The sequence below is a fragment of the Phycisphaeraceae bacterium genome (genome assembly GCA_040222855.1).
GTDB lineage: Bacteria > Planctomycetota > Phycisphaerae > Phycisphaerales > Phycisphaeraceae > Mucisphaera.
Genome location: JAVKCD010000003.1, coordinates 614,162 through 637,562, shown reverse-complemented (window position 1 = coordinate 637,562; position 23,401 = coordinate 614,162). Strand labels below are relative to the sequence as shown.

Genomic DNA, 23,401 nt, shown 5'->3' with positions numbered 1-23,401 from the left:
GTGAGGACTATAGGGGTTTACCGTTGTGCTGAGTTGGTTATTGGCGGGTTATCGGGTGGGTGGGGTTGGGTCTGATCCTCTCGTTGTGAGGAGAAGCGGGCCGGTGATCTGGCCGATGAAGAGGGGGATAACTGATGCTGTTGTAATTTCGGGTGTGAAGGATCGGCTGTGTCACGACCTAGTGAAGAAGAGCAGTTTCTTGACACGCTGAGGCTTCCGCCGGTGACGGTGGACAAGATTCTCGCGAAGCTCAAGGGTCGTGAGAAGATGCACGCGGGGAGTGATCAGCGTCGCCACACGCGTCAGGCCTTAAAGGATTGCGGGTCGGTGTTGATGCGGGTAACGCATCCGGGTGGATCGACGGCACAGTGCATGGTGCTTCCACGAGACATTTCGGCGGGTGGTGTGAGTATCTTGCACGGGAGCTTTCTGCACACGGGGACCCGGGTCTTTGTGGGCCTCAAGAATGTGCAGGGAGATCGGCACTGGTTTGGGGGTGTGATTGTTCGGTGCAGTTATTTCGAGTCGCGGGTCCACGAGTTGGGGGTGAAGTTCGATGCGTCGATCCCGATTCATGATTTTCTGAGGGCGGATGCGGACGGCGGGTCGGTCCGTCGGGAGTTGGTGGGGAAGGTGTTGTATGTGGAGCCTTCGGTGGATTTTCGGGAGTTGCTGCGGTTTCAGTGTGCGCGGATGGGCGTGAACATCACGACGACTGACAGCGGGGGCGAGGCGCTCGAGATGATGGAGGAGATTGATTTTGATGCAGTTCTGCTTGAGTTATCGCTGCCGGACATGCCTGGGGAGTTAGTGATCAAAAAGTTGTCGAAGATGAAGCCGAAGCCAACGATTCTGGCGTTGACGTCGGAGGATTCGGATTCTGGTGATGCGCTGCCGAGCGGTTGTGAGGCGTTGGTTCAGAAGCCCGTGCAGGAGGGTGATCTTTATCAGTTGTTGGCGACGTATCTGCCGACGGCGGATCGGATCAACTCGGGTGAGCCGATGTGTTCGACGTTCTGGTCGGACAGTCAGTTGCGACCGGTGATCATCGCGTTTGTGGAGCGGCTGGCCGAGAGTCTCAATGAGGTGAGGTCGAAGCTGGGTGAGGAGGGTTCTGCGGAGGAAGTGATCGCGGATGTCGTGCGCATCAGGAATGCAGCGGGGGGGTATGGTTTCCCGGTGATGTCGGAGTCTTTAGGGAAGCTGAGTCGTTTGTTGCAGACGGAGGAGGGCAAGGATAATCAGGGGTTGCGGAGTGCGTGGATGGAGGTTGAGCAACTCGCCCGGCTGTCGGAGCAGTTTATCGCGGGAATCAAGAGTGCTGAGGAAGAAGATGAACTATCAGGGGGTCTTGCGGCATGAGTGATTCACCACCTAAGACGGCGATGCCTGGCGGGATTGATCTGCTGGCGGGCCGCCAGCCGTTGCTGGATCGTTCGGAGCACCTGGTGGGGTGGGAGCTTGACCTGCAGCGGGGTCGGGGCGAGGCGCTGGATCACTACCGTGCGGTGAGTAAGTTGCTGCGGGATGAGACCTTGACGACGAGCAAGCCGATCTTTCTTCGGATGGGTCTGACGGATGTGCTGGCGGGTCATGCCCAGGAGCTTCCAAAGGACCGCGTGGTGCTGTGCGTGCCGGGTTCGGGGCGTTCTGCAGAAGAACTGGTTGAGACCTACGGTCACCTGACGAGGCGTGGGTATCGGCTGGCGCTCAATGGGCTGGGTGAGGGAGAAGGGTTTCGGAAGCTGCTTGGTCTGGTGTCGTTTGTTCGCATCGATCTGGGCAGTGCTGTGGACGAGGACCGTTTGGGTTCTGCGGTGGCGGCGCTGCATCGATACAAGCTGCGGGTGATTGCGACGGGTGTTGAGGATGCGCGTCAGCGAGTGATGGCCAATCGATTGAAGATCGATCTGTGCCAGGGTTATTACTTTCTGAAGCCAACGATTCTGCCGCGGAGTGAAGTCAAGCCCGTGACCTTTAACTACATGGAGTTGATCGCGAAGCTCAACAGCTCTCAGGTCGATTTCAAGGAGCTTGAGGCGATCATTAAGTCGGACATCAGCCTGTCGACGCAGCTACTGAAGTATCTGAACTCACCGATGGTGGGCTTGCGTGAGCGGGTGAGTTCGCTGCATCAGGCGTTGGTGTTGTTGGGGGAGACGGAGGTTCGCAAGTGGGCTTCTACATTGGTGATGGCGCAGCTGTCGGACGGCAAGCCTGAGCATCTGTCGATGCTGTCGCTGGTGCGAGGTCGGTTTTGCGAGACGGCTGCGGACCTGATGAACCGTTCTGAGATGAAGCTGGAGTATTACTTGACGGGCTTGTTGTCATTGCTTGAGGTGATCACGTCGCAGTCGGCGGACGAGTTGACGATGAGCCTGGGTTTGTCGCGGAAGGTTCGGCTGGCTTTGCTGGGGAGCAAGTCGGAGATAGGGCGGGTGTTGTCGCTGGCACGGGCTTGTGAGCGAGGCGACGGGGTGGCTGCGGCGGGGTTGTGCGGGGGGCTGGGTCTGGACCCGTGGGTGGCGATCCGCGCGTATTCGGAGTGTTTGGCTTGGGGCGAGCAGCTACACCTGGGTGGTGAGGGGACGTCGGCGGCGGCTTAGGGACTGCTTTTTTGGCATGGTTGGGGGGGTGCGGCTACATTGGAAGGGATGGCGCGGTTTTCGCGCGTTTCCCACCTCAAGCCCAGAGAGCCCAGCTGCGCCATGCCCAAGCGGAATGACCTGCGGACCATCCTCATCATTGGTTCTGGCCCGATTGTGATTGGCCAGGGCTGTGAGTTCGATTACTCCGGGACTCAGGCGTGCAAGGCGTTGCGGGAGGAGGGGTATCGGGTGGTGCTGATCAACTCGAATCCCGCGACGATCATGACCGACCCGGAGTTTTCCGATCGGACGTATATCGAGCCGATCACGCCCGAGGCGGTAGTGAAGATAATTGAGCGCGAGGCGGAGTTGGGTCAGCCGATTGATGCGCTGCTGCCGACACTGGGCGGGCAGACGGCGTTGAACACGGCGTGTGCGCTGCACGATTCGGGTGAGCTCAAGCGGCTGGGTGTGGAGATGATCGGGGCGAACCGCGAGGTGATTTACCGTGCGGAGGATCGTCAACTGTTCAAGGAGATCGTTGAAGGGATCGGGCTCAAGATGCCCAAGGCGGGGATCGCGCACACGATGGAGGAGGCGAGGTCGGTGCTGGAGGAGACGGGGCTGCCAGCGATCATTCGGCCGGCGTTTACGCTGGGGGGATCGGGTGGCGGGATCGCGTACAACCTGGAGGAGTTTGAGGACATCGCGCGGCGGGGGCTGGATGCCTCGATGAACTCGCAGATCCTGATCGACCAGAGCGTGCTGGGTTGGAAGGAGTACGAGCTGGAGGTGATGCGCGACCGCGATGACAACGTGGTGATCATCTGCTCGATCGAGAACTTTGACCCGATGGGGGTTCACACGGGCGATTCGATCACCGTGGCACCCGCGCAGACGCTCTCGGACAAGGAATACCAGCGGATGCGTGACGCCTCGCAGGCGATCATACGGGCGGTGGGCGTGGAGACCGGCGGGTCGAACATCCAGTTCGGCATCAACCCGGCGGATGGTGAGATGGTGGTGATCGAGATGAACCCGCGGGTGTCGCGGTCGTCGGCGTTAGCGTCGAAAGCGACGGGTTTCCCGATTGCAAAGCTGGCGGCGAAGTTGGCGGTGGGGTATAGACTCTGGGAGCTGCCGAACGACATCACGGGTCAGACGGTGGCGTGTTTCGAGCCGTCGATTGATTATGTCGTGACCAAGATTCCGCGGTGGACGTTCGAGAAGTTCCCGGAGTCGGATGAGACGCTGACGACGCAGATGAAGTCGGTGGGTGAGGCGATGTCGATCGGTCGGACCTTCAAGGAGAGCCTGCAGAAGGGTATCCGGTCGATGGAGGTCAAGCGGTTTGGTTTCGGGCTGGATGCGAACGACAAGTGGCTGGGGGCTTCGCGGGGTGTGAAGGCGGCGGACGGTTCGGCGGTCGAGTGGCCGATCAACGAGAGCAAGCTCAAGCGCAAGCTGACGGTGCCTTCGCAGGGGCGGCTGTATTACGTTCGGTATGCGCTGAAGATGGGCTGGGGGATCGAGAAAGTTCACGAGCTGTCGAAGATCGATCCGTGGTTCCTGGATCAGCTTCAGCAACTGGTGGACTTTGAGGATGTGCTGTCGGGGTACACGGCGTTGGAGGATGTGCCTAGGGAGGTGATGTTCCGGGCGAAGGAGCTTGGGTACTCGGACATGCAGCTGGCGAATTTGTACTTCGGTGCGATCACGACGAGCAATATCATTGCAGTTCGTCGCGCGCGCGAGACGATGGGGGTTTCGCCGGTTTATAAGTTAGTGGACACCTGTGCGGCGGAGTTTGAGGCGGTGACGCCTTATTACTACTCGGCGTACGAGCGTACGGTGGCGACGGTGGGTGGCGAGTCGCTAGCGGACGACGAGGTGCGGGTGACGGACCGCCCGAAGGTGGTGATTTTGGGTGGGGGTCCGAACCGGATCGGTCAGGGGATCGAGTTTGATTACTGCTGCGTGCAGGCGGCGTTTGCGGCGCGGGAGCTGGGATTCGAGGCGGTCATGGTGAACTCGAATCCAGAGACGGTGTCGACGGACTATGACACCTCGGATTTGTTGTTCTTTGAGCCGTTGACGCTGGAGGACACTCTGAATCTGATTGAGCGGATTAACGGCGGTCGGTGTGGGGAAACGGGTGCGGGCGCTTATGTGAAGGGCGTGATTGTTCAGTTTGGTGGTCAGACGCCTTTGAACTTGGCCAACGGACTGCGGGCGTCGGGGGTGCCGATCATCGGGACGTCGGTGGACTCGATTGATCTGGCGGAGGACCGGAAACGGTTTGCTGCGTTGTGTCACGAGCTGGACATCCAGCAGCCGGACAACGGGATTGCTTACGACTCGAAGGAGGCGGTGGAGATCGCCAATCGGATCGGGTATCCGGTGCTGGTGCGGCCGAGCTTTGTGCTTGGCGGTCGAGCGATGGAGACGGTGTTTGATGATGAGCAGCTAGGGTATTACATGCAGATCGCGCTCGGGGCGTCGGACCTTGAGAATCAGCCGATCCTGATTGATCGTTTTCTGGCCGAGGCGATTGAGTGTGATGTCGATGTGCTGGCGGATTTTGATCCGGAGGGCAAGGCGTCGGGCGGTCGGGCGGTGGTGTGCGGGGTGATGGAGCATATTGAGGAGGCGGGGGTGCATTCGGGGGACTCGGCTTGTGCGATCCCGCCTCACTCGCTGCCTGAGCGCGTGGTCGAGGAGCTCAAGGCGAAGTCGCGGGCGCTGGCGGAGGCGTTGCGCGTGCGTGGGCTGATGAATGTGCAGTGGGCGATCCGTCGTCCGCACGACGGGGAGGGTGATTACCAGTTGTTTATTCTGGAAGTAAATCCTCGCGCGTCGCGGACCGTGCCGTTTGTGTCCAAGGCGACGGGGGTTCCCTGGGCTCGTCTGGCGGCGAAGGTGATGATGGGTCAGAGTCTCGACGCGTTGGGAGTGGAGGAGTTGCCATGGCCGGAGCACACGGCGGTGAAGGAGTCGGTGTTCCCGTTTGCGAAGTTCCCCGGTGTTGATGTGATTCTAGGGCCGGAGATGCGATCGACCGGTGAGGTGATGGGGATCGACGCGAGCTTCCCGATGGCGTTTGCGAAGGGGCAGATGGGGGCAGGAACGGTGTTGCCGCTGGAGGGGAAGGTGTTCTTGTCGGTGCGTGAGGCGGATCGGCCAGCGGCGGTAGGGATCGCGCGCGACCTGCTGCGGCTGGGTTTTGAGGTGTTCACAACGAGCGGGACCGGAGCGTATCTGGTGGATCATGGCGTGATGGAGGCGAGGGTGCTCAACAAGATTTCGGAGGGTCGGCCCAATGCGCTGGACCTGATTAAGAACAAGGAGTTGGCGCTGATCATCAACACGCCAACGCGCAAAGGCTTGAAGACGGACGAGGGAAAGCTGCGGTCAACGGCGGTGCGTTTCGGGGTGCCGATGATCACGACGGTGACGGCTGCCCAGAGTGCGGTGCAGGCTATCGAGGCGCTCAAGGAGGGTGCGTGGCGTGTGGCGGCGCTGCAGGATTATTTCCCGGCTCCAGTGAGTGCGAGCTGAGGCTTTGTATTAGTCGGGCGGGAGAGCGAAATGTTCGGTACTGGCTAGGAGGTGTCTGGTGCCGGTGTAGTTGTGAAAGAGTTCGAGATGGGCCTGCCTGCCAGTGGCGTCGGACCTTCCGGGGTATTCGGTGATCCAGTCGAGGAGCATGGGTAGGTTGGCTTGCTGCTCTTCGGGGTTTGGGTACTTGTGGGGTTCCCAAGGGCGTTGTCGGGCGTGACGGAGGCAGGTGTCGAGAGGCGGGTCGAGCAGGACGAGGGTTGGGCGTTGCTGAAGGACGTGGGCGGCGAGATCTGCGTAGCAGCCTTCGATCACCCATCGGGTGTGTCGCGTGGTGTGGTGGTCGATGAGTGTGAAGCTGTCGGGGAGGAGGCGTCGGATGGGGGGCGAGGCGGTCTGCCAGGCGACCTGGTCTAGGTCGAGGTGGGCGAGTTGGTGTTGCTCGGTGAGGGCTTGGGCGAGAGTGGACTTGCCGGAGCCGCTGTTGCCGAGGATGAGCACTTGCATGTCATGGAGTATCGAGGTTTAGTTGTTGTGGTCAGTGAAGTCGTTGGGGATGTTGAAGTTGGTGTCGTCGGCGTCATCCACATGGGCCAGGTCAACGCCCAGCATGGAGAGGATGCCGTTGCTGATGATGAAGGCGGCCCCGGAGAGGTAGAGTCCGGACTGTATCTCGCGGGAGTAGCGGATGATGCCGGCTTGTTCGCCGGCGGCGAATCCTTCGTGGAAGAAGACGATGCGCCATGTGGAGCCGGGTTCAATTTTCTGGGTCGAGACGAATCCGAGACCGCCCCGGGAGATATCTCGGAGCTTGACCTCGATGGCGTTTGAGCTGGGGTTATTCCTGATGTGCGGCTTATCCATGGGGAGCAGGTGGGCCTCGCCCCTGACGAGGAAGCGTTGGAAAGCTCGGCGAGGGAGGTGCTGAGGGTCGCGGAGGTTTTCGAGTTTTTCGAGAGCTTCCAGAACATCTCTTGAAGAAGCGATCGACATGGGAGACCTCTCTCTGGACTGAGTTGGACCTTTTTCGGTCAATGGTCCTAAAGAGATCTATCGACATGCGTTCGAGAGAACTTCATGACGCAGGGATGGTGCGGTCTGAAAGCATTACAGGTGTTTGCGGTTTATGCGGTTTCAGGGAAGCATCTAACCTCTGCATAATGCCATTATGCAGCCCACCGACCTTAATATAGGACCCGAGCCTGCGGTGCAGTAGCTAGCCTGATGGGACGTGATTGACTTAGTAGACGGGGGTCCCGTGGAGACGCGAGGTTCGGTCGAGCATGAAGAAGCGCATAAAGTCGTCGCGGAACATGCGGATGTCCATGTCGATGGAGCGAGCGATGGTGTTGACATCCTGCTCATCGGTGGTGGCGGTGGAGTCGAGGGTGGGCGAGATGTTCCCGCGGATTTGGGAAGAGGTGACGGGGCTCTGGAGTTCTTCGGGCCCACCACAGCCGGTGAGGGCCAGGGAGGCGACGAGTGAGAGGGCCAGGAAAGTTCCGCGCATGATCAATCCTCGTTACTGCGGGTGACTGTACGGTCAGAGTTTAACGGGAGGCAGGGGGTTGTGTCACCTCGGGGGTTTCGGGGGTGGCGTCCGGGTCGGCATCGCCGGTCTCGGGGGGATCAGCCGGGCGGATTCTGAGGAGGATGGGGGTTTGGGGGGGTGGGATAAGGTCTGGGGTGGCCTGGAAGGCCTGATCGTCGTCGGCAGGTGAGGTGGTGGTCGGGTGGGTGATGAGGTCATCGCGGAAGGCGACGAGGGAGATGACGCTGCCGGAGAGGTCGGCGAGATAGATATCGCTGCCTTCGTGGGTGATGGTTCGGGAGCCGGTGAAGAGCCACGGGGTGTGTTCGAGCGTCGTTCTGGTGGGCTGGTGGGTGATCCAGCCGCCAGCGGGGATGCCAGAGGCGTCGGGGTCGTTGGCAAGGCTCAGGGTGATCAGCAGTTCCGGGCCGGTGGGGGGCGCGGTGGTCCAGTCGCCATCGGGGGATTGGATGGGTGTGGCGGGCCGGCCGGGTTGGAGCCCGAGCAGCAGAAGGGCCGCGTGGAGGTCGGAAGGTTTGGCGTCGGTGGCGAGCAGGGACTCGTGCTCGCGGGTATTGGTGGTGCAGAGCAGGAGTTCGAGCCAGTCGCCGAAGGTGTAGAGGAGTTCGCCTGTCTCTTCGGAGCGGACCTCGCGGCGTTCGTAGACGACGGTGGCATCGATCTCGATGGTGCGAGTGTCGCGGTCGATGCGGATGTGGTCGGTGAGGGGCGTGAAGTCGGCGCGGGCTGAGGTGGTGCAGAGCAGGATCATCAGGAGCAGGAGAGTGCGAGCGAGGTGCATGTCTGGATGGTAGCGGGGTGATGGATGAGGCTAGCGGTATCGGGCGATGCTGGCGGGGATGTGACCGGAGGGGGCGCTGCGGAGGGTGAGGCGTGTTTTTTGTTACGGCCACACTTTGTCTGCGCTACGCGGCGACGAAGTGTGGCACCCGGTACTACCTGCCCAAGGCTTTGAGGTAGGCCTTGATGGTTTCGGTCATGCCGAGGCGGAGGGCGTCGGCGGTGAGGGCGTGTCCGATGGAGACTTCGTGGAGGGGTTGGACGTGTTTGGCGAGGTCGGGGAGGTTGTTGAGGTCGAGGTCGTGGCCGGCGTTGACTTCGAGCCGGAGGGCCTGGGCGATGTGGGCGGCGGCGGCGTAGCTGGCGAGCAGGCGTTCGCGCTCGGACCCGCCTCGCGCAAAGCCGGCGGCGTACGGCTCGGTATACAACTCGATGCGGTCGGTGCCGAGGGCGGCGGCGGCCTCGATCTGCGCGGCGACGGGGTCGAGGAAGAGGGAGACGCGGATGTCTTCGTCCTGGAGTTCGCGGATGACGGGGGCGAGTTGCTCGGCGTCGCGGCGGAGGTCCCAGCCGTGGTCGGAGGTTTTCTGTCCAGGTTGGTCGGGGACCAGGGTGGCCTGGTGCGGTCGGACCTGCAGGAGCAGGGTCATGAAGTCGCCTTCGAAGGGATTGCCTTCGACATTGAGTTCTTTGTCTTTGTAAGAGTCTTCGGAGACCACGGCTTTGAGGAGATGGACGTCTGCGGGCCGGGTGTGACGCTGGTCGGGTCGTGGGTGGACGGTGACGCCATCGGCTCCAGCGTCGAGGGCGAGACGGGCGAAGTCGGCGAGGTTGGGGGTGTTGCTGTCACGCTGGTTGCGCAGCAGAGCGACGCGGTTGAGGTTGACGGAGAGGGCTGTTGTCATGGTCGTGTGCTATTAGAGGATGTCGTTCTGGAAGAGTTCGATGGATTCGCCATCAGGACCTTTGAAGAAGCAGATGTAGACGGGGATGGTTCGGTCGTCGGTGGTCTTGATGTCGATGTGGGTGGGTTCCATGGTGACGGGGTACCCGGCTTCGCGGACGCGGGCGATGACCTCATCGAGGTTGGTGGTTCGCAGGGCGATATGGAACCAGGGTTCGTTGCCGGCGTCGGCGTGTTGGGGGCGGTCTTTGTTCTCGAACATCTCGATGTAGTTGCCGTCGCCTGTATCGAGCATGATGGCGCGTTTGGGTGGGGCCTGCCACTGAGCGGCTTCTTTCATCCCGAGGAGGTTGGTGTAGAAATCGAGGGACTTGTCGAAGTCGGAGACGACGACGGCGACGTGGTGGAAGCCGCAGTTTTTGATGGTGGTGTTGGTGTGGGGCACGGGGAGGCTCCTGGGTTGGGTCGTTGTTGAGAGGGAGATCGTACACTGGTCGTCATGGACGATCAGGCGAGGACGGGTCCGCGGGTGTCGCTGGTGATGACGCTTTACAATCGGGCGAAATACGTCGCAGAGGCGATCGAGTCGGTTCTGGCCCAGACGTTCGAGGACTGGGAGCTGGTGGTGTGGGATGATGGTTCGACGGATGGTTCGAGTGAGATCGCGCGGGGTTATGCGAAGCGGGATGAGCGGGTCCGGTATGTCCGTGATGAGCGGAATCGGGGGATGTATTTCGCCTTGCATGACGGGTTGGCTTTGACCGCTGGTGGGTATCTGGGGTGGGTGGATTCGGATGATCGGTTGATGGCGGGGGCGCTGGAGCAGTGCGTTGGAGTGCTGGAGACTCGATCCGAGGTGGGGATGGTCTATACGGATCATGTGGAGATGGATGAGACAGGGCGGGAGCTGCGGGTCGGTGCGCGGTGCGCGATTCCTTATTCGAAGAATCGCTTGCTGCGCGACTTCATGGCGTTTCACTTCCGGCTGATGCGGCGGGAGGTGTTTGATGCCGTGGGCGGGATTGATGTGCGTTTTGGTTACGCGCAGGATTACGATCTATGCCTCCGGGTGTCGGAGGTGACGGAGGTAGAGCACCTGCGTGAGGTGCTCTATGCGTACCGGGTGCATCAGCAGAGTATTTCGCGGGCCTCGCGGCTCGGGCAGATCGAGGGCTCGGCGACGGCGGTGCGGCGGGCGTTGCGGCGTCGGGGGCTGGAGACACGCTACGATCTTGTGGTGGAGTTGGTGCCGCGGTTTCATGTGGTGCCGATTGAGGGCGATTGATTGGCGACCAGACCGGGCCGACACGGCTCGGCTCACAGGAGTTATTGGATGTCGGTGTTAGCTCAGACCTTGCAGAGCCTGATAGACCGCCAGCGGACATCGGTGACGGAGGTCAGTGAGTTGGCCGGGGTCTCAACATCGACGGTTTATCGCTGGCTGAGTGGTCAGAGCCGGCCGGACTTTGATTCGATCCGGTTGCTGCTGCGGCATCTGCCGAGCAAGGAGGCTCAGGAGGCTCTGCTGGCGGTGTTTGCCGGCGGGACACAGTGGCAGTTCGTGCGGGTGGAAATGGACCTGGATTACAACCGAGATGGCCGGGTGGACCTCAAGGACGCGGTAGACGCTGCGATCGCGGCGGTGCGCGATGCGGCGGATTCACTGGCGCGGCTGAGCACGGCGGATGCGGTTCCGCCCAGTGCCGAGGAGATGGTCTCAGTGGTCAGCAAGCTCCAGCAGGTGGTCGGCAGCTGCACGATCGCGCAGCGGGTGCTCACGGAGTTGTCGGAGCAGCGGTCGAAGCGGGCTGATCTTCAGGGGTGAGGTCGGCTCGCACCGCAGCGGTTTCCAGGGTATCTCGGGTGGCAATGAGGAAGCCGGAGAGGGCGACGTAGACGTAGCCGGCGGTGAAGAGGATGACGAAGGGGAGCCCCATGAAGGCGCCGGGAATGGTGAGCATGGTGGCGATGCAGAAGGCCATGTAGGCCGCCATGGCGAGTTCGACGAGGCTCATCAGGGGGATGAAGCGGGGCAGGTCGCCCAGGCGGAGTCCGCGGAGTGCCTTCGAGAGGTTGAGTTTGTGATCTGGGTTGTCACCGTACTTGCGGGTGCGGACGAAGGGTGAGGTGCGGCCGAGGAGGGCTTCGAGGACGCCCAGGGCGTTGTAGAGGGAGATGCCGATGCCGACGGCCATGAGGGCGGGGATGAGGGCGATGGTCTGGAGGAGGGAGCGCCGCTGGGCCCACTGGGAGGTGAGGTAGAAGAGGGCCGCGGAGGTGGTGCCGAGGGAGAAGAGGGTGAGGCCGAGGATGGCGCCAGAGAGAATGGTGTCGCCAAAGGGATTGATGTTGATGACGAGGGTGGGGTAGAGCAGCAGGGCGAAGAGGGTGATGAAGAGGTAGACGACGGGGGAGGTGAGGTGGAAGAAGGCTTCGGATTTGACAAGCCAGGGCAGGTCGGCGCGGAGGATTCTGGGCAAGAGTTTGATGGCGGTCTGGATCGAGCCTTTGGTCCAGCGGAACTGCTGGGACTTGAAGGCGGTGATGTTGGGTGGGAGTTCAGCGGGGCAGGTGAGGTTGGGGATGTAGCGGAACTTCCAGCCGAGGAGCTGGGCGCGGTAGGAGAGATCGACGTCTTCGGTGAGGGTGTCGTGCTGCCAGCCGCCGGCCTGTTCGATGGCGGTTTTTCGCCAGATTCCTGCGGTACCGTTGAAGTTGATCCAGGCCCCGCCTCGGGAACGGGCGGTGTGCTCGATCACGAAGTGACCGTCGAGGAAGACGGCCTGAGAGCGCGTGAGCAGGGAGTCGGTGCGGTTGAGGTGGGCCCAACGGGTCTGGACGACGCCGGTGGCGGGGTCGGCGAAGTGGTGGACGGTTCGGCGGAGGAAGGATCGGTGAGGGACGAAGTCGGCGTCGAAGATGGCGATCAGGTCGCCGGTGGCCGAGGCCATGCCGTACTCGAGGGCACCGGCTTTGAAGCCCACGCGGTCGGGACGGCGGATGTGAGTGATGTTGACGCCTCGGGCCTGTGCCTGGCGGACGGCCTGCTCGGCGGTGTTCTCCGAGCCGTCGTTGGAATCGTCGAGGACCTGAATCTGAAGCAGGTCTGGGGGGTAGTCGAGTTGACTAACGGCGTGGATGATGCGGGCGGCGACGGCGCCTTCGTTATAGAGAGGGACCTGTACGGTGACGGGCGGCAGGTTCTGGAGTCGGGCTGAGGGTCGGGTGCGTTTGGAGCGGTGGCGGGCGAAGAGGATGACCATCCAGTAGCGGTGGAGTCCATAGAAGCAGATGACCGCGATGATCGCGAGGTATGCCGTGATGAGGATGGATCGTTCGATGGCTGGGGCGAGGCCCAGGAGGGCGAGGGAGGTCATGGGGCGTCCGTGGGGGAGGGTTGCGGGAACTGTTAGCCGGGGATGAACCGGATTCTAGGGTATGAGGATGGAACTTGCGGGAGCGGGTTGTTGTTCCCTGGGGGTCGTTGGTGTGTGGAGGGGTTCGGGGGAGTCGTCCGATAAGGCAGGGTGTCGTCGGATTCGAGTGTCGGACCGGCGGCCTCCCGATAACGGTGCAGCGGCAGGGCCACTTGGCCGGGACTGGACGCCGTAGAACGAGGTTGCACCATCATGAATCTCCTGAAGAGCTGGGCCCTTTTGACTGCGACAACGCTGGTGCTTGGCACCGCTGGTTGCACGCAGCACTACAACGGCGCTTTGACGTTTGGGGCACCCAAGGGAGGCGAGGGGAACTACGAGGAGTTTCAGCAGGCGTATCGCACGCAGCTGCAGAGGGAGTCGGCTTCGGGCCGTCGTGGTGACACGATGGCCCGGTTCGAGACGGACCCCCGGCGTCGTCAGACGCCTGATCGTCCGGTGTCTCGGCCTGTGGCGGTTCCCGCAGCGAGTCCTGTGGCGGGTATTCAGGATGCCAACTATCAGTTGATCAGTGATCGGGCGGAGCCGGCTGCGCGAGCGGTCGGGTCTTCGCGTCTGTTTGGGGAGATTGGTTCTCGCGGGGGTGCGGGGTTCGCGTCAAGCGGATCGGGTCTCGACAACCTGGTGCGGGTGACCTTCACCGAGGAGGGCGGGGATTTCGATCCGTCGATCGATGCGGCGGGCGAGTTTCTGGTGTTCGCTTCGACCCGGCACAGCGAGCGGCCAGATCTCTATTACACGAAGTTCGGGGCCAACTCGGTGACTCGTCTGACGGATGACCCGTCGAGTGATGAGATGCCGGATGTGTCGCCTGACGGTGAGTTCGTGGTGTACACGTCGGATCGTTCGGGGTCCTGGGACATCTACATGATGGAAGTGGGGGGTCGGACGGCGGTTCGTCTGACGGATGATGACGCGATCGATATGCATCCGAGTTTTTCGCCGGATGGCCGGAGTGTGGTGTTTTGCAGCTTCAACGAGCAGGCTCAGGAGTGGCAGCTCGTGGTAGTGAACGTGGACAGTCCCGGGACCAAGACGTTTCTGGGGCCCGGGTTGTTTCCGAGCTGGTCACCTGTGGACAACCGGATCGTTTATCAGCGGGAGCGCGAGCGTGGGGATCGTCGGTTTGGAGTTTGGGTGCTGACATATGTCAATGGCCAGGCGACGTTGCCGACAGAGCTGGCGGCGAGCACGAATGCGGCGGCGATCACACCTGACTGGAGCCCGGACGGCAACTACATCGTGTTCTGCACGGTGGTGGAGCCCGGTACTGCAGAGATGGATGAGGCCGGTCCGAAGGATATCTGGGTGATGCTTTCGGACGGCGGCGGCCGCTCGCGGCTGACCGGCGGTCGTTACGAGAATCTGCTCCCGACATGGGGCAGCGACGGATATGTGTATTTCGTTTCGGATCGAGCGGGACTCGGGACTCAGAACATCTGGGCGGCCCGTCCGGATCAGGCACTTCGCCTGGCTCCGGCACAGGAAGCTCGTTTGGGGGAAGCGGGGCTTGGTGTTCCGCTTCCCGGCACGCAGTAAGAACGGTGTGCTAAAGGTTTGAAGGCTTGCGGGCGTTGGAAACGCCTGCTGAGTGGGCAGGATGCCATGACAAGTCAACAGGTTCAGCTGACCCTGGTGTCGCTGGTGTTTCTCCTGAGCGGCTGCTCGTTATTTGAGCCGCGGAGATCGCCACCTCTGGTCTCGCCTTACCCGGAACCCCGGGTGGTCGCGGTCGTGCCCTTTGTGAATGAATCGGGCATGAGTGCGGCGAGCGGGCAGGTGGTGGCGGACGCCCTGACCAGAACGCTTGATCAGGCCGATGGCCTGGTTGCCCTGCCGGTGAATCGTGTTCTGGCGGGCATGGAGCGTCTTGATGTGAGGCGGATCACCTCACCCGGCGAAGCGCGGGCGCTCATGCGTGGGATCGGAGCCGACTGCCTGGTGGTCGGGACGATCACGGCGTATGACCCGTATGACCCGCCGACGATCGGACTCGCGGCAGAGGTTTACGAGGTCGATGAGCGCCAGAGCACGGCGGTTGATCTGCGCGGCATGACCCGTGCAGGCAGCGGTCTGGCGGGTCGCGTTTCGTCGTCGGAATCGGGCGTGCCGGAAGGCGCGTCGTCTTCGATCAGCGCGGTGTTGGATGCCTCGGACCCGAGGACGCGGGACGCTTTGATGGCGTACGCGGTGGATCGTGGTCCTGCGTCGAAAGCTCCGGACGCGTGGGTGCATCATCAGCGGAACATGAACCTGTACATCGAGTTTGCCTGCCACGAGTTGGCCGGGCGACTGCTTTTGGCCGAGGCGCAGCGCCTTGGCGTGCCGCTTCCCGCCGGGAAGCGTGGGATTCGGGATCGGCTCGCGGGAGTCGGTCGGGCCCCTTAGTGATCCGTCATGGCCTCGCCGGCCCGACGCGGATCGGGTTTGGAGCGAAGCATGGACGGATCGTCATCCCAACCAGCGGCAACGTTGAAGGCCATCGAGGTCGATGGCCCTGTATGGGATAATGACCACGAGTTGGTGCTGGTGAAAAAGGGCAAGCGTCACGTGTTCCGGTGTGAGCCGGGGCAAGAGGCGGCGTTGCTCAACCAGTTGGCGGTGATGGTTGATGATCCGGGGAACGACCTGGACTGGTTTGATGCCGCGGTGCTGTCTCATCACATGGGGATGAGGCTGCGGAAGAAGCTGCAACGGCGGAAATCTGCCTAAAAGAGGCTGGAACGCCCTTTTCTATAGAGGATGCAAACGATGGCTCTGACCCTTTCTCTGCTGGAACGATTCTCGAACTACCTGCGTCACGAGCGCCACTTCAGCCCGTACACGGCGCGGTGCTACGGCGCGGACCTGCGCCAGTTTGTGGAGCACCTCACGGATGTGGCTCCCGACGAGGCGAGTGGCAACAGCGAGGGCTATCTGGAGGGCAAGCTGCGCACGGCCGACCCCGTACTGATCCGCGATTTCCTCGCCAAGCTGGATACGTTTGGATACAGTTCGGCGACGATGGCGCGGAAGATTGCGACGCTTCGTAGCTTCTACAAGTGGATGCTCAAGACAGACCTGGTGGAGTCGAATCCGATGCTGCTGATCCGCACGCCCAAGCAGACCAAGCGTTTGCCAAGGGCGATCACGGTGGAGCATGTGGAGAAGCTGCTCTCGGCACCGGACAACCGCGAGACGCTGGGGGCGCGTGACCGAGCGATCTTGGAAACGCTCTATTCGACGGGCGTGCGTGTATCCGAGCTGGTTGATCTGAACCGTGCTGACCTGGATGCGGACAATCAGACGCTGCTGGTGCGTGGCAAGGGCAAGAAGGAGCGGATCGTTCCTCTTGGTTCCCACGCGATGACGGCGATCCGGCACTACCTGACGCTGCTGGAGCCGGACCCCCGGTTCACGAAGGTTCGTCAGGAGTCGCTGGTGAATCCCCAGGTGGCTTTGTTTGTGAACAAAAATGGCGGGCGTCTGTCGAGCCGGTCGGTCCGGCGGAAGCTGGACAAGTATCTGATCGAGGTGGGTCTCGATCCTTCGATCAGCCCACACACGCTGCGGCACAGTTTTGCAACGCACCTGCTCGACAACGGAGCGGACCTGCGGAGCGTGCAGGAGTTGCTGGGCCATCAGTCGTTGTCAACGACGCAGGTCTACACGCACCTAACAGCGAACCGGTTGCGCACGGCTTATGAGGAAGCTCACCCGCGGGCGATGTGAGGCTTGTGAGGATAGAGAACTCTCTCGGCAAGGACGCCGAAGGAACGCGGCCCACGGACCAGGACGGTCCGTGGGCTTTTTGATTGGGGGCTGAGACGGTTGTGGGTGGGCCGAGTATGCTCGGGCGATGGCCAAATCCTTTGCTATCGCGCCAGTAGACCCTGATCGCCCGCCCGGGGTCGTGAGTCATTTTGTGATGCTGGGGTTGTCGGCAGTGCTGATGGGGGTGATCTATCCGGTGCTGGGGTGGTGGTGGCTGGCATACATCGCGTTGGTGCCGGGTGCGTTGGTGGTCAGTCGTTCGGCGTCGATGTGGCGGGTGGTGTGGGTGTCGACACTGGTGTTCTGGACCTGGTGGTGTGTGATGCTCTGGTGGCTGTCACCGGTGACGGTGGGCGGGACGGTGGCAGCGGCGCTGGTGCTCAGTGTGTTCCCGACCTTGGGGTGGCTGCTGATCCGACGGCTGACGCTTCAGGGTCGCTTGTCGCTGACCTGGGCGGTGCCGGTGGCGTGGGTGCTGGTGGAGTTTTTGCGAACCCAGTATCCGTTCGGAGGGTTCGCGTGGTTCTTGCTCGGTCACAGTCAGGGGCCGTGGCGACCGGGGCACTCGGCGATGCTGATTCAGATCGCCGACCTGTTTGGTGAGCTGACGGTGACGGCGTTTGTGGCGCTGGTGAATGGTTTTCTCGCGGACGTCGCGCGGCAGTCGTTTTCGGCGCCGAAGGAGGGCGTCACGCTTGAGCCGCTGCGGAAGCGGTTTGTGGCGCGGGTGGTGGTGGTGGGTGTGGTGGTGGCCACGGTGGTCGGGTACGGCATGACGCCGCCGATGCCGAGTTTGCTCCCGGATTCCTCCACGACCGTGGTCGTGATTCAGACCAACGAGCCGCAGAATAATCGGCAGAGCCCCTCTCTGGAGGACCGCATCGCGGACTGGCATGCGTTGCTGGCTGAGACGCGGCGGTCGCTGGAGTCGAGGCTTGACGAGGCCGAGGCGGGGTCACCAGTCGTGGTGATCTGGCCGGAGTCGGCGGTGCCGATGCCGATCAACGAGGAGACGCTGGGGCTGGCTGGGGCGGAAGACTGGGCGGCGATCCTGACGATCGAGGGACAGGTCCGGGACCTGGCGGCGAGCTATGGCGTGGACCTGATCGTGGGTGCACCGGCGTACGAGAGTTGGGAGCTACGGGAGGTCGATGGCGTAAAGCGGCCGGTGCCCGGGATGGGCTTCAACTCGGTGTTTCACTATCGGGCGGACGGGACGCGGGCGGAGCGGCGGTACGACAAGATGCACCGGGTGCCGTTCGGCGAGTACCTGCCCGGCATGGACCTGATGCCCTGGCTTGAGGACTGGGTGGTGAAGAACCTGACGCCATATGAGTCGAGCTACACGATTCAGGCGGGCACTCAGGCGGTCGTTTTTGAGGCGGGCGAGTTTGCTGTCGTGACGCCGATCTGCTTTGAGGACACGGTGGCCCGGGTCGTGCGTGAGATGGTGGGGGTGGCGCTGGCGCAATCAGAGCGGCCGGTGCTGCTGGTGAACGTGACGAACGACGGGTGGTTCCGATTGGAATCGCAGGGGTATCAGCACCTGCAGATCGCCGCGTTTCGGTGTGTCGAGAACCGGGTGCCGATGGCCAAGGCGGCGAACACGGGGGTGAGCGGCTTGATCTCGGCGCGGGGTGAGGTGGTCTCGGTGGTGGAGGTTGAGGGCGAGAGCAAGGGGGTGCTGGGGCACCTGTGGTCGAGTGGGGTGCAGCTGGCGCCGGGTCATGTGGCCGACTGGCGGGGGCTTTACGGGTTCTGGGGGGAGGTTCCGCTGCTGGTGGGGCTGTTCTTGGTGGGGTTCCTGGGGTCGGGGGTGTTGGATCGCGTGCGACGGGGTTAGAATCCCGGGATGAGCATGAACAACACACGTCGAGCGTTTCTGGTGGCGATGGTGGTGCTGATGGGTTCCTGGGGGGCGGGGCTGTCGTGGGGGCAGTTCCTGGGGCAGCGGTCGCTCAGCACCGATGAGGCGGCGACGCTGCGGGACCGGGCGATCGCGGAAGTGCGAGCGGCCGCAGCGGCGGAGGATGCAGCACTGCGGATGAACGCGATCGAGGCATCTCACCCGGTGCCGGGTCTGGCCAGTGAGTTGGTGGAGCCGATGCTGCTGGATGAGGTAGCGCCAGTCCGTTTCGCGGCGCTCATGACGGTCGGGCAGTTGAAGCTCGAGGAGCATGGCCAGGCGGCGGCAGACCTCTCGCTGGATGAGAACCTGTCGGTGCGAGCCGCCGCGATCTTTGCGGCGGATGCGAACGGGGTGGCCGTGGACGTGAGTCCGCTGGCGCGGCTGGTGCATTCGCCCGAGCCGGGTGTGCGGGGCAATGCGGCATTGATCCTGGGTGAGATGGGTGATGCCAGTGCCAAGGAGATGCTGCACGAGGCGGCACGGGTGCCGTTTGACCGGCGGATCATGGCGATCCGCCGTGAGATCGTGCAGGTCCAGGTGGCGGAGGCGTTGGTGAAACTGGGTGATCTGGAGGCGTTGACGCCGATTCGCGCGGCGGCGTATTCACAGAGTGATGAGATCCGAGTGCTGGCCGTCAGCATGCTGGGCCCGCTGGGGGATCGACGGATGATCCCGATGCTGGCGCGGATGCTGGAGCAGCCACCCGTAGAGTTGCAGCTGGCAGCGGCGCGGTCGCTGATGCAGCTGGGGGTTGAGGACGGGATGCCGATTCTGGTGCGGGGATTGGATTCGGCGATGCCGACCGTGCGTGCTCAGGCGGCCTTCTCGCTCGGCGACAGCGGGGACCCGATCGGTTTGGCGCTGCTGGGGGACACGCTGGAGGACGAGGTCCCCATGGTCCGGCTCGCGGCGGCGGCGGCGGTGCTCAAGCGGCTGCCAACGGCCGGGGAAGCTCAGTCTGCCCGTCGTTAAGCGGTTGGGAGGCGAGAGGTTGGGGTTGTTGACAGGCTTAAGAGGCTCTGCGATAACCCGAAGTATTGTGTTGACTCAATCGCCGGTTTTGGGCGATTTTCGAGCTTTCGAGAGGGTTTCCCGTTGAGCTTGCTGACCAAGATTTTCGTGCTCGTGGTGGCCTTTTTATCGATCGTGCTGGTCGCTCTGACCGTGCCCTACGTGGCAACAGTCGAGGACGTGCGCGGCGAGCTTGAGGAGGCCCGTGCCGCCCAGCAGGTCGCTGAGGCGAAAGCCCGCAGTGCTCAGGCGGAGATCAATGCTGCCCTGGCCGATGAGTCGGCCAAGTCGGCGTCCTTGCAGGCCACGATCGAGCAGCTCACCGGCGAACTGGCAGACGCCCAGTCGGAGTTGGCTCAGGCCAACGCGGGGCTTATTGATGCCAAGTCGCGGCTGGCACAGCGAGAGTCGGACATGTCGAGCCTCTCCGCCACCGCCCGGCAGAACTCAGTCCTGATTACAGAGTTGACCAACCGCATCGCTTCGACAGAGTCACGCCGCGTGGATGCCGAGGCCAAGCGTGTGGAGCTGCAGGACGAGGTGTCCGAGTTGGCGAGCCTGCGTGATAGCCTTGAGCGCACAGTTCGTCGTCTTCAGGAGGGCATGACCCAGGCCGAGCGTGATAACGCACAGCTCATGGCGTCTGTCGGCAAGCTGCCTGAGGAGATGCGTGCGATCGTGATGGGTGAGGCTTCAGCCGACAGCGATACGATCGATATCGAGCCTTCCACAATGATCCGCGGGATGGTCACGGGCATGCAGCAAGTCGATCAGTTGACGCTCGTGCAGGTCAACGTCGGCGAGGTCGATGGCGTTGAGCGAAACATGGTCTTCCGGGTTCACCGCGATGGCCGTTACCTCGGCAAGCTGCGGATCACGACAGTGGACACCGATTCAGCCGCCGGCAGCATTGAGCTGGCGACGGGCCAGATCGAGATCGGTGACAGCGCCCTGGCTGGTTTGACTCAGTAATCCGGAGACCGACGACGATGGCTCAGTACGACTCTGATGATGGCGTTTACTCGGTTCTGCTGCTGATCGCGCTGCTGATGCTGCTGGCCGGCATCGGGGTGGTGTGGATGCGCAGTGCAGAGTTGGCTGGCGGAATGCTGCCAGTACTGCCATTCTAACTTCGGAACAGACCGTCTTGAAGGATTGATCAAGCCGACCCTCAGCTCGGCTTGTTTTCTTGAGGTGGAGGGGCAGTAAAGAACAGCAGATCGAGGGTCGAGTCGCGGTACGTTCGCCGAAGGTTGTGTGGAATCGCAAGTTACGGGGGGCGGGCTGCCGATGAAACAGATACCGGCTGCTGCTCGCGTATGGGCGGTGTTGGTTATGATGCGGCGTCTGCGGCCTGCGTGGCGGCGCGATCTTCATGCAAGGGACGGGTCTCTTTGATCTTTGACGGCCTCTACGACAACTTCCTGAGCTGGTTCAGTGTCGATATGGGCATTGACCTGGGGACGTGCAACACCCTGGTGTGTGTGCGCGGCGAGGGGATCGTGCTCAACGAGCCGTCCGTGGTGGCGGTCAAGAAGAACACAACCCAGGTGCTGCGCAACGGCAACGAGCTGGCCGTGGGCTGGGTGGCCAAGGAGATGCTGGGCAAGACGCCGGGCTCGATCACGGCGATCCGGCCTCTCAAGGACGGGGTCATCAGCGATTTCGAGATCACCGAGGCGATGCTCAGTTACTTCATCCGCAAGGTGAATGGCCGGCACCCGCTCGTGAGGCCGAGAGTGGTCATCGCGGTGCCTTCAGGCATCACGGCGGTGGAGCGTCGGGCCGTGCTGGACTCCGCGGAGAAAGCGGGGGCTCGGAAGGTTTATCTGGTTGAGGAACCGATGGCGGCGGGGATCGGGGCGAACCTGCCGATCGTTGAGGCGACCGCATCGATGATCGTCGATATCGGCGGCGGGACGACGGAAGTGGCCATCATGTCGCTGGCCGACATCGCGCAGTGCGAGTCGGTCCGTGTCGCCGGCGATGACATGGACGAGGCGATCATCAACCACATGAAGAAGGCTTACAACCTGATGATCGGGGAGCAGACCTCCGAACGAATCAAGATCGAGATCGGCTCGGCGGCGCCCGAGGGGGAAGAACGAACCATGGAGGTGCGCGGCCGAGATATGATCTCCGGCTTGCCACGCAAGACGGTGATCACCTCCGAGGAGATCCGCGAGGCGCTCCAGGAGCCCTTGTCTGCGATCATCGAGACCGTGACACGGACACTCGAGCGCGCCGAGCCGGAACTCGCCGCAGACCTGGTGGACAACGGGATCGTGCTGGCAGGTGGCGGGGCGCTGCTGCGGGGCATCGATATTGTGATCTCGAACGCGACGGGGCTGGACTGTCGGATCGCTGATGACCCGCTGACGTGTGTGGCCCGAGGCACAGCGATCTACCTCGAGCATCTCGAGGAGTGGAAGGGGACGATGGAGAGTGATTCGGACGACTTCTAGTCGTCGGCTGGTTGCGGGTTCGTGCTCCGCTCGCGGCCGAGGGCCGGTGCACCAGGAGAACGAGCATCAGAGGTCCTGGTTTTCCCATCCCGAGAGTGCAGACGCTGGTGGTGCTGGCCTGCGTGGTGCTGGTGCTCATGCCGGGCGCTATGGTGACGGCGCTAGCGTCGTGGCCACGCGGGTTGCTCGTGTCAGCACTGGTCCCGGTGAGTCAGGTGCTCGGTCGGACGGGGCTGTTGGATTCCGAGGGAATGGACACGGTCGATGGCGGGGGTCGAGCCCCCTTAGGAGAAGGCCCGGCGCTGGATTATCTCCGGGCGCTGGAAGATGAGAATCGACGGTTGCGGGGGCTGGTCGATCAACTCGCAGAGTCGCGGGAGTTGCTGGCACGGCCTTCGGCCCGGCTGGTCCTCGCGCCAGTGCTGGCGGTCTATCAAGGCGGCTCGGGATTGTCGGTGCGCGCCGGTGAGACCAGCGGGGTCCGATTGGAGGACCCGGTGGTCGTGGGCTCACATCTGATCGGTAGGGTGTCGGGGGTGGCACCGCTTACCTGCGATATGGATGCGATCGCGCGGCCGGGGGTGCGTCTCGAGGTGCGGGTGGTGCCCGCTACCGTGACGGCTCCGACGCGAGAGGCGTTGGCGTGGGTGGACTACGACGAGAAGGCGGGCGGGTTTGTGGCGGAGCTGGCGCTGGATGTGCCGGTCGAGCAAGGCGATGTCGCTCACCTGGTCGATGAGCGTTGGCCGCTGCTGGCGCGGGGGCGGATCGTCGGGCGGGTGGCGATCGTCGATGACCGGACGAGCAAGCCGTTGCTGCTCAAGCGGGTGGTGATCGAGCCGGTGTATCGGGCGACGGACCTGCGTCGGGTGACGGTGGTGGTGGAGCGGGCAACGGCGGGGGGTGGCGGATGAACTGGGCGCTGTTTGGCGTGGTGGCTTATCTGCTGCTGGGCGTGTCGTTCGCGGCAGGGGGCGCGATGGAGGTAGCGGGCGTTCGACCCGAACCGATCCTGGTACTGGTGGCGTTTGTCGCGCTGATGGCACCGTGGCGGACCGCGAGCTGGGCGGCGGTGGCTGCTGGCCTGTGCCTCGATCTGTTGACGGTGTATCCCGGGGGCGTCGTGTTGATCGGCCCGATGGCGATCGGCACCGTGGCCGGGGCGTTCGTGGTGCATCAACTGCGCGGAGTCGTGTTTCGTCACTCCCTGTTGACGGTCGTGATCCTGACCGCCGTCTGCGGGCTGTTTACAGAGATCTTCTCAGTCTCATTGATGGCGGTGCGGACGCTCCCGTGGCCGGTCGGAGAGATGATCGAAGGATGGCGCGCCGCCGACTCGCTGTTTCGCGGGTTCCTGTCGGTGATCTACACCGCGCTGCTGGCGGGGCCGATCGGCGCGTTGCTGCTGGCGATCGAGCGCTGGTTCGGATTCGCCGAGCGGTGA

General features: G+C 62.8%; 23 protein-coding genes. 16 read left to right on the top strand and 7 right to left on the bottom strand.

Features of this window, described 5'->3' with window-relative positions:
* Nucleotides 1-168: 168 nt before the first annotated feature.
* From RIG82_02860 to carB, 3 genes are all read left to right on the top strand, one after another.
* Nucleotides 169-1,362 (top strand): response regulator, encoded by a 1,194-nt coding sequence (locus tag RIG82_02860; protein ID MEQ9459883.1) that lies wholly within the window; start codon nt 169-171, stop codon nt 1,360-1,362.
* Nucleotides 1,359-2,606: an HDOD domain-containing protein gene (locus tag RIG82_02855; protein MEQ9459882.1), complete on the top strand. Its 1,248-nt coding sequence runs from the start codon at nt 1,359-1,361 to the stop codon at nt 2,604-2,606. Before RIG82_02860 ends, RIG82_02855 begins: the two co-directional genes overlap by 4 nt.
* Before the next feature lie 102 nt (nt 2,607-2,708).
* Nucleotides 2,709-6,146 carry a carbamoyl-phosphate synthase large subunit gene (gene carB / locus RIG82_02850; GenBank protein ID MEQ9459881.1) on the top strand — a complete coding sequence of 1,146 codons (3,438 nt, stop codon included), beginning with the start codon at nt 2,709-2,711 and terminating at the stop codon, nt 6,144-6,146.
* A gap of 9 nt (nt 6,147-6,155) precedes the next feature.
* On the opposite strand, the gene RIG82_02845 is transcribed toward carB, so the two are convergent.
* From RIG82_02845 to RIG82_02820, 6 genes are all read right to left on the bottom strand, one after another.
* Nucleotides 6,156-6,653 carry a hypothetical protein gene (locus RIG82_02845; protein ID MEQ9459880.1) on the bottom strand — a complete coding sequence of 166 codons (498 nt, stop codon included), beginning with the start codon at nt 6,651-6,653 and terminating at the stop codon, nt 6,156-6,158.
* Between the two features lie 18 nt (nt 6,654-6,671).
* Nucleotides 6,672-7,139, bottom strand: coding sequence for a hypothetical protein (locus RIG82_02840; GenBank protein MEQ9459879.1), 468 nt, complete (start codon nt 7,137-7,139; stop codon nt 6,672-6,674).
* 247 nt (nt 7,140-7,386) lie between these two features.
* A complete protein-coding gene (locus RIG82_02835; protein MEQ9459878.1) occupies nt 7,387-7,656 on the bottom strand; it encodes a hypothetical protein in 270 nt (89 codons plus the stop codon).
* A 40-nt stretch (nt 7,657-7,696) separates the two neighbouring features.
* Nucleotides 7,697-8,479, bottom strand: a complete 783-nt coding sequence (locus RIG82_02830) for a YdjY domain-containing protein (GenBank protein MEQ9459877.1) — start codon at nt 8,477-8,479, stop codon at nt 7,697-7,699.
* Nucleotides 8,480-8,633: 154 nt separating this feature from the next.
* Nucleotides 8,634-9,383 (bottom strand): pyridoxine 5'-phosphate synthase, encoded by a 750-nt coding sequence (locus tag RIG82_02825; GenBank protein MEQ9459876.1) that lies wholly within the window; start codon nt 9,381-9,383, stop codon nt 8,634-8,636.
* Between the two features lie 12 nt (nt 9,384-9,395).
* Nucleotides 9,396-9,827, bottom strand: a complete 432-nt coding sequence (locus RIG82_02820) for a VOC family protein (protein ID MEQ9459875.1) — start codon at nt 9,825-9,827, stop codon at nt 9,396-9,398.
* Nucleotides 9,828-9,881: 54 nt separating this feature from the next.
* Between RIG82_02820 and RIG82_02815 the strand changes: the two genes are divergently transcribed.
* Together RIG82_02815 and RIG82_02810 are read left to right on the top strand one after the other, a co-directional pair.
* Nucleotides 9,882-10,667 carry a glycosyltransferase gene (locus tag RIG82_02815; GenBank protein MEQ9459874.1) on the top strand — a complete coding sequence of 262 codons (786 nt, stop codon included), beginning with the start codon at nt 9,882-9,884 and terminating at the stop codon, nt 10,665-10,667.
* A gap of 48 nt (nt 10,668-10,715) precedes the next feature.
* Complete coding sequence (locus RIG82_02810) at nt 10,716-11,207, top strand: helix-turn-helix domain-containing protein (protein MEQ9459873.1); 492 nt, start codon at nt 10,716-10,718, stop codon at nt 11,205-11,207.
* Here RIG82_02810 and RIG82_02805 read toward each other — a convergent pair.
* Nucleotides 11,158-12,759 (bottom strand): glycosyltransferase, encoded by a 1,602-nt coding sequence (locus RIG82_02805; protein MEQ9459872.1) that lies wholly within the window; start codon nt 12,757-12,759, stop codon nt 11,158-11,160. The two genes, RIG82_02810 and RIG82_02805, sit on opposite strands and share 50 nt — an antisense overlap.
* Nucleotides 12,760-13,011: 252 nt before the next feature.
* Here RIG82_02805 and RIG82_02800 point away from each other — a divergent pair, with 252 nt between their 5' ends.
* The 11 genes from RIG82_02800 (at nt 13,012) to RIG82_02750 (ending at nt 23,401) form a co-directional block, all read left to right on the top strand.
* On the top strand, nt 13,012-14,358 hold the full coding sequence (locus RIG82_02800) for a DPP IV N-terminal domain-containing protein (GenBank protein MEQ9459871.1): 1,347 nt from the start codon (nt 13,012-13,014) through the stop codon (nt 14,356-14,358).
* 219 nt (nt 14,359-14,577) lie between these two features.
* The gene (locus tag RIG82_02795; GenBank protein MEQ9459870.1) at nt 14,578-15,207 is read left to right on the top strand and encodes a hypothetical protein; all 630 of its coding nucleotides are present in this window, start codon (nt 14,578-14,580) and stop codon (nt 15,205-15,207) included.
* 51 nt (nt 15,208-15,258) lie between these two features.
* Nucleotides 15,259-15,531 (top strand): hypothetical protein, encoded by a 273-nt coding sequence (locus RIG82_02790; GenBank protein MEQ9459869.1) that lies wholly within the window; start codon nt 15,259-15,261, stop codon nt 15,529-15,531.
* 39 nt (nt 15,532-15,570) lie between these two features.
* A complete protein-coding gene (gene xerC / locus RIG82_02785; protein MEQ9459868.1) occupies nt 15,571-16,530 on the top strand; it encodes a tyrosine recombinase XerC in 960 nt (319 codons plus the stop codon).
* A 127-nt stretch (nt 16,531-16,657) separates the two neighbouring features.
* Entirely contained in the window at nt 16,658-18,415 is a 1,758-nt protein-coding gene (gene lnt / locus RIG82_02780) for an apolipoprotein N-acyltransferase (protein MEQ9459867.1), read from the top strand.
* A 9-nt stretch (nt 18,416-18,424) separates the two neighbouring features.
* The gene (locus RIG82_02775; protein ID MEQ9459866.1) at nt 18,425-19,453 is read left to right on the top strand and encodes a HEAT repeat domain-containing protein; all 1,029 of its coding nucleotides are present in this window, start codon (nt 18,425-18,427) and stop codon (nt 19,451-19,453) included.
* Between the two features lie 129 nt (nt 19,454-19,582).
* Nucleotides 19,583-20,464: a hypothetical protein gene (locus RIG82_02770; protein ID MEQ9459865.1), complete on the top strand. Its 882-nt coding sequence runs from the start codon at nt 19,583-19,585 to the stop codon at nt 20,462-20,464.
* Between the two features lie 17 nt (nt 20,465-20,481).
* The gene (locus tag RIG82_02765; GenBank protein ID MEQ9459864.1) at nt 20,482-20,622 is read left to right on the top strand and encodes a hypothetical protein; all 141 of its coding nucleotides are present in this window, start codon (nt 20,482-20,484) and stop codon (nt 20,620-20,622) included.
* Nucleotides 20,623-20,886: 264 nt separating this feature from the next.
* On the top strand, nt 20,887-21,957 hold the full coding sequence (locus RIG82_02760; protein ID MEQ9459863.1) for a rod shape-determining protein: 1,071 nt from the start codon (nt 20,887-20,889) through the stop codon (nt 21,955-21,957).
* Nucleotides 21,958-22,052: 95 nt separating this feature from the next.
* Nucleotides 22,053-22,871 (top strand): rod shape-determining protein MreC, encoded by an 819-nt coding sequence (locus RIG82_02755; protein ID MEQ9459862.1) that lies wholly within the window; start codon nt 22,053-22,055, stop codon nt 22,869-22,871.
* Nucleotides 22,868-23,401, top strand: coding sequence for a hypothetical protein (locus RIG82_02750; GenBank protein ID MEQ9459861.1), 534 nt, complete (start codon nt 22,868-22,870; stop codon nt 23,399-23,401). The genes RIG82_02755 and RIG82_02750 overlap by 4 nt, the downstream gene beginning before the upstream one ends.